At 63.5% G+C, this 6000-nt stretch carries 6 protein-coding genes; 1 reads left to right on the top strand and 5 read right to left on the bottom strand.

The genetic code is table 11. The features are described 5' to 3' along the window. Window positions 1-831: 831 nt before the first annotated feature. Window positions 832-1083, bottom strand: coding sequence for a plasmid partition protein ParG (locus B9A23_RS19955; RefSeq protein WP_056433695.1), 252 nt, complete (start codon window positions 1081-1083; stop codon window positions 832-834). Continuing rightward, entirely contained in the window at window positions 1080-1709 is a 630-nt protein-coding gene (gene parA / locus B9A23_RS19950; protein ID WP_056433696.1) for a ParA family partition ATPase, read from the bottom strand. The genes B9A23_RS19955 and parA overlap by 4 nt, the downstream gene beginning before the upstream one ends. Window positions 1710-1860: 151 nt before the next feature. Between parA and B9A23_RS19945 the strand changes: the two genes are divergently transcribed. Further along, a complete protein-coding gene (locus B9A23_RS19945; protein WP_084281028.1) occupies window positions 1861-2544 on the top strand; it encodes an immunity 53 family protein in 684 nt (227 codons plus the stop codon). Window positions 2545-2761: 217 nt separating this feature from the next. Here the strand turns inward: B9A23_RS19945 and B9A23_RS19940 are convergent, their stop codons facing one another. From B9A23_RS19940 to B9A23_RS19930, 3 genes are all read right to left on the bottom strand, one after another. Then, window positions 2762-4381: an IS66 family transposase gene (locus B9A23_RS19940; RefSeq protein ID WP_139797590.1), complete on the bottom strand. Its 1620-nt coding sequence runs from the start codon at window positions 4379-4381 to the stop codon at window positions 2762-2764. A gap of 68 nt (window positions 4382-4449) precedes the next feature. Further along, on the bottom strand, window positions 4450-4803 hold the full coding sequence (gene tnpB, locus B9A23_RS19935) for an IS66 family insertion sequence element accessory protein TnpB (RefSeq protein ID WP_084281025.1): 354 nt from the start codon (window positions 4801-4803) through the stop codon (window positions 4450-4452). Further along, entirely contained in the window at window positions 4800-5252 is a 453-nt protein-coding gene (locus B9A23_RS19930) for an IS66-like element accessory protein TnpA (protein WP_254895209.1), read from the bottom strand. The genes tnpB and B9A23_RS19930 overlap by 4 nt, the downstream gene beginning before the upstream one ends. Window positions 5253-6000: the final 748 nt, after the last annotated feature.

Below are 6000 nucleotides of genomic sequence, written 5' to 3'. Positions count from 1 at the left end.
CACCAGCTTGACCCAAAACCCGCTCTGCGGGACATACCATCACCCGGGTCAATTCTCGATGGAAATACCGGGTCAATTCTCAGCGGAAATCTACACTGTGACTAATCTCAGCGCGCCGGGGTGCTTCATTTGTCGAAACAGCCATCGGACGGAGGCATGGTCAACGTGGAAAAAAATTACCCTGCCCGGGAGGAGAGCGCATCGGGAACCCGACTTTGCGCTTAAACAGATTTACGACGAAGCGCATCTACTGAAATGCGGGCGACATCACTGTCGAAGTGGCTATGCTCCGCCGTCCGCGAACATAGTGACGGAGGAAGGCTCGCCAGCGAGGAATGGGTTGGACCAAACCCTGGACGCGCCGTCATGCCAGACCCGAAAGGGCACGCCGGCGAAGATGGCGAGGACGGTCGAGCCGTTTGAGAGAGGAACGGTGCGTTCGATGCGTTGCCCCCCTGCCCGGCTCTTCTTCGTCGCCGAGCCGCTTAGCTTTTCGCCAACCGTGGCTGTCCACGTCTCCCCGTTCGATCGGAACGTGATCGAGCGGATGCGTTTGCCTGTCGGCGCCGGTGCACACCCGCAGGCCAGCGCGAGCTCATTATACGCTTGCTCTTGGTCCTTGGCCGGAACGCCCGGCACGAAGAAGGTGGACCCCTGCCCTGTTGCCACTCGCTTGAACCTTTCATCGAACCGGATGCTATTCCGCGATCGGGGGAAAGGGGGATCGCGATAGCCAAGAACGCCATTCAGACAACGCATTTACGGAAAAGCGGTGATACAGAAAGACACATCGCCGGCTTTACGGCGACACGCCGACGCGCAAAGGCGGAATTACGGCGTTTCGTATTTCTGTACCAACAGATCTCGGACCTCGTCAGCGATCTTCGTTCCCCGCATCGCGCACTGTGACTTGATCGTGCGATGAAGGCTCTCCGGTATGTCGATCGTCAAACGCTTCATCTTGACGTCCGCGGCGGGCGTTTCGGCAAGCTTCTCTGCTCCGGCTCCCACCCAGGCATCGGCGCCAGCGGCGGGAGGCGCGCCAGCCGTTGGGCGTCGGCCAATCGTCACTTTCTTGGTCATGCCACAAGCTCCATTAGTTCGGCCCGTACGGCCTCGATTTCCGCTGCCGCCGCACTCTTGCCGTCGATCTCGAAAACAGCGCGCCCAGTGGCCGCTGCCTCGGCAAACACGACGCGCTGGACGATCTGCGCCGTCATGGTCGGGATCTGATATGCTGCCAAAGCCTCAACCACGTCGCGCCCAATCGCCGTTTTTGCGACTTTGCGATTTACCACAAATGTGGCCTTCAGGCTTTCCTTAAAAACGGACGCTTCGACGATAAGCTTGACCACCTCGTCCGCGGCCCAGATGTCGTAAGGCGAAGGCTGGACAGGGACCAGCACCACATCCGCCGCCATGATCGCCGATCGCGCCAGCTCGGTCACACGAGGCGGTCCGTCGATGACGACATGATCGTAGCCCTGGCCGATCTGATCCAACTCTTTGTGGATGGTCGGTCGAGGGAAGCCGACCACCGAGATCATCGGCTGCTCCTCGCGAGCCGCAGCCCAGTCGAGCGAACTGCCCTGGGGGTCGGCGTCGATCAGCAACACGCGCGAGCCGTCGCGTGCGAGGCTTGAGGCCAGGTTCACGCTCAGGGTCGTCTTTCCGACGCCGCCTTTCTGGTTGAGCAACGCAACGATCATGAGAGGGACCTTCCGTGGAAACGTGTAATCGTAAAACCTGCAAAACGTAAAGCCGTCTTATCGGCTTGCCGCTTCGTCGTCTACTCGCAAACCCTGCGATGTGCTTTTCTGTAGGAGGGAAGAGGGCGGGAGGGGGTGAAAGGAGACGGGAATGTCCCTGATCGCTCTCAGACCCACCCAGCGCGTTGTCGATATCGTGGGTGCCCTCGGCGGCACCTGGCGGGGCTATATCGCTACCTGCCGCTGCCCAGCACACCAGGACAGCGATCCCAGCCTGTCCGTGCGCCAGGGGCACGACGGCATTCTCGTCCATTGTTTTGCCGGTTGCGATCCGGGGGACGTCCTGCGCGAAATCTCCCGCCTACGACCCTCCGGAAGCCATCAGCCACCGCCCGCCCGGCACCGCCCTGGCGGGAGCAACGTCGGACGGCTCTGGGAGGAGGCCCTTCCCGCGGACGGTACGGCAGCCGCTGAGTATCTCGACGGGCGGGGCCTGCGCCTGCCACTCGACGATAACCTCAAGTGGCTGACGCAATGGTATTTGGCGCAGTGCAATGATGATTGGGAGCATTTGTACGGCGTGAAGATCGACACGCTCGACAATCCTGGGTGGTCGCTTCGGATCGAACTGACCGGCACAGCCATGCAGGATCTGCCTTTCGAGCGAGTGGAATATGGTGAGCCTAGCGATGACTTGGCGGAGTGGCAGCGAACCGGCAGCTGGTGGGTTGCTTCCGTGCAAGGCAAAGCGTTCGAGGTTGCCTGCGGGCCGCTCGACTTATGCGAGGCTATCGGCGTGTTCCGCCGTTGGGTTGAGGCGTCAGCCGTCAGCTAATTAGGTGTTCAAAGATGATCCGCGACACGCTTTCTGAACTGGTATCTTGGTTCTCATCTGACGTAGCGAGCTACGTCGCGAAGCCGTTTCGCAAAGGCAAAAACCGGGCTCAGTTGGCGCGCCAGCCCGAAGAAACCGCAAAGCGAAAGAAGAGGCGCGCGCAACGGCAGGCAAGAGCGCGGAACCGTTAGGGTGGCCGGACCTCCGCTCCCGCCAGTTATTGAGGTTTTTGTCTACTTTCAGAGGCATGCGTTGAGAAGCGCCAAGGCGCGAGTTCGCCAATACGGTTGATGGGGTGTCCGTCGGCGATGCGGGTGAGCACGTCGCGCAGCCAGGCTTCGGGGTCGATGAAGTTGAGCCGGGCGGTCTGGATGAGGGTGTAGATCGCCGCTGCGCGGTCACCGCCCTTGTCCGAGCCGGCGAAGAGGTAGTTCTTGCGGCCGAGCGCGACGGGACGGAGGCAGTTCTCGGCACGGTTGTTGTCCGCTTCGAGCCGGGCATCGTCGCAGAAGCGGGTCAGCGCCTCGCGCCGCTTCACGGCATAGCGGATGCCGTCGGCCAGCGCGCCCTTGCCCGAGATGCGTCGCATGGTGTCCTCGGCCCAGTTGAAGAAGCCGTCCACGCCGACCCTGACGACCTGCCGGCGCGCGAGCCGGTCCTCCAGCGGCAGCCCGCGTCCGAGTTCCTCCGCCTCATACATCAGGTCGACCATGCTGACGCCGGTACGCGCCGTCGTTGAGCCTGTCGCCTTCCACACGTCGTAGATCTTGCGCCGGACATGCGCCCAGCACGCCACCTCTACGATGGGGCCAGGCTGCCGGCGTCCATCGTACAGCTGGTCGTAGCCCGCATAGCCGTCCGCTTGCAGGAAGCCGCTGAAGCTGGCGAGATGCGCGCGCGGTCGCTCGCCCTTGCGGTCGGGCGTGTAGAAATATGCCGCTGCCGGCGGGCCGATGCCCTGCCAGCCCCGGTCGTCGCGAGCGTACACCCACAGCCTGCCGGTCTTGGTCTTGCCGGTGCCCGGTGCTAGCACCGGCACGGGCGTGTCGTCGGTGTGAATCTTGTCGGCCGCGAACACGTGCTGGCGGACGTGGTCGACCAGCGGCTGGAGCAGCCAGCTGACCTGGCCCACCCAGTCCGCCATGGTCGAGCGGTCGATTTCGACGCCTTCCCGAGCGTAGATCTCTGCCTGCCGGTAGAGCGGCAGATGGTCGGCATACTTCGACACCAGCACGTGCGCGAGCAGGCCGGGACCAGCCTTGCCGCGCGGAATGGGCAGCGCCGGAGCCGGCGACTGGGTGATGGCGTCGCACCGCTGGCAGGCGAGCTTGGGGCGGACGTGGCGCACGACCTGGAAGCGGCCGGGCACATACTCCAGAACCTCGGTCACGTCCTCGCCAAGCGCCGACATCGTCCCGCCGCACGCGCCGCAGCCATCGGCATGCGGAGCGGCGTGGACGACCTCGTGGCGCGGCAGATGGTCGGGCAGCGGCAGGCGCTTCGGTTTCCGCTTCTCGCGGGTGGGTGCCGGCACGCCGGTGTCAGCGGATGCGCTGGTCGCCTCGGCCTCGAACGTCTCCAACTCCTCCAGCCGCAGCTCCAGCTGCTCGATCTCGCGTGTCAGCCGCTCGGACGACTGGCCGAACTGCATGCGCCGGAGCCGTGCAAGCTGGACCTTGAGCTTCTCGATCTCCAGCGCGGTCAGCTGAATGGTCGCCTTGGCCGCACGGAGCTCGGCCGCGGTGCTGGCCAGCTCCGCAGCAGTGGCTGCGTGTTGGGCCTGCAACACCTGTGTAAAGGCGCGCAGTTCGTCCGGGTCGGAGGGAAGATCGACCATCGCCAGCGACATGGCCCATTCTATCACCGGCCCGACTCGGGCCAAGCAAAAAGGACGAAAAGCGCCGTTCAGACGAGGGTCGGCGCCGTCACCGGGGCCGGTGCCACAGTGCGCCGCCAGTCGATGCCCTCGATGAGCAGGGCCAGCTGCGCGGGGCTGAGCACGATGCCGCCATCGACCAGTGGCGGCCACACGAACCGGCCCTTCTCCAGCCGCTTGGCGAACAGGCACATGCCCGAGCCGTCCCAGTAGAGCGCCTTGAGATAGTCGCCGCGCTTGCCCCGAAACAGGAACAGATGACCCGAGTACGGGTCGGCGTTGAGCACCTGGCTGGCGAGCGCGGTCAGCCCGTCGAAGCCCTTCTGCATGCTCACCGGCTTGCAGGCGAGATAGACCTTGGTGCCGGGCGCCAGCGCTATCACAACGCATGCCCCAGCGCCCGCAGCACGCGGGCGAGCGCCTTCTCGTTGACGTAGCTGTCGACCGACAGCCGCACCCCGGTCGGCAGGTCGATGTCGATGCCGCCCGGTCGTGGCCCCGGATGCGGGCGGACCAGTTCTTCTGCCGGTACGGCAGAAGGCACCGGCTTGGCGGGTGCCGGGGCGGGCGTCGCAGGCGTAAGCGCCATAGCGAGCTCTGCGCACGCGGCGTCCGTCACCACGCCATACGGGATGAACTGCAACGGCTCGCTGGCGATGCTCACCGCCTTCCGCTGCGCCGACCGCCAGTTGTAGATGAGGCTCTCGGCAATGCCGAGCCGTCGGGACACCTCGCGCACCGTCACGCCCGGCGCCGACGCCTCGGCAACCACCGCCGCCTTCTCCGCCTCGCTATAGGTCCGCCGGCGCTCCGTCCGGGCAATGACCTCCATCCGCCCCATCTCCTGACCTCCTTCTGGACTCCAGAAGGAGACCACCACAGGTCAGGACATCAACGGCTACGCGACAGTCGGCAACACGCGGCTAACCGGACGGTTACGGATCGCCCAGTCCGATCGGCTGGCGTTGACAGAGGTAGAACGAATTTGGCGAGGGCTTCTTGATGGCCCGGTCCCCGAGGTCGGCGTGCCTCTCAGGCACAAGGACATCAAGAGGCGTTCAAACGTCACGACGTCTAAGGGACTCGCTGCGATCGCCAGCGGGTTGGAGCCTATAGCGAAGCAGCTTGTCAGCATCTACGGAGCCGACCAAACGCTGCGAGCAAACGTCGTTGAGAAAGAGTGTCTCTGGATCGAAGCCTCTGAAATCGAAGCAATCAACACTAAACGTCATGGCCTGATTGAATACAATGAGGTTGACGCCTTCAATTCACTGACATGGATAGGGAAGTTCCTGTATGGCAGGCTGCCGTCAGCTCGCCGATGGCACTCTCCTCAGACCCTGCCCTTCGTTTTGGTAGGAATGCCTCTCCTCATACTCGGGTTAGTATTCTCAACAGGCGCATGGCGGCTTCTGCCAATGCTTTGGGCATTAATCCTTTTTGGTTTATTGATGGCGTTGATCGGAGCGGGGTCGAGATCGCTAAACAGAAGGGCGGCTACTCAAGCGAACCTGGTCCGATGGCCCTTTGTTAAAGGAGAGGTTCAGTGGAGCGTGCTGCACTATCGTCGCAAGATTGAT

Source organism: Novosphingobium sp. B1 (assembly GCF_900176395.1).
Taxonomy (GTDB): domain Bacteria; phylum Pseudomonadota; class Alphaproteobacteria; order Sphingomonadales; family Sphingomonadaceae; genus Novosphingobium.
This window is presented reverse-complemented; position numbering and strand designations above follow the sequence as displayed.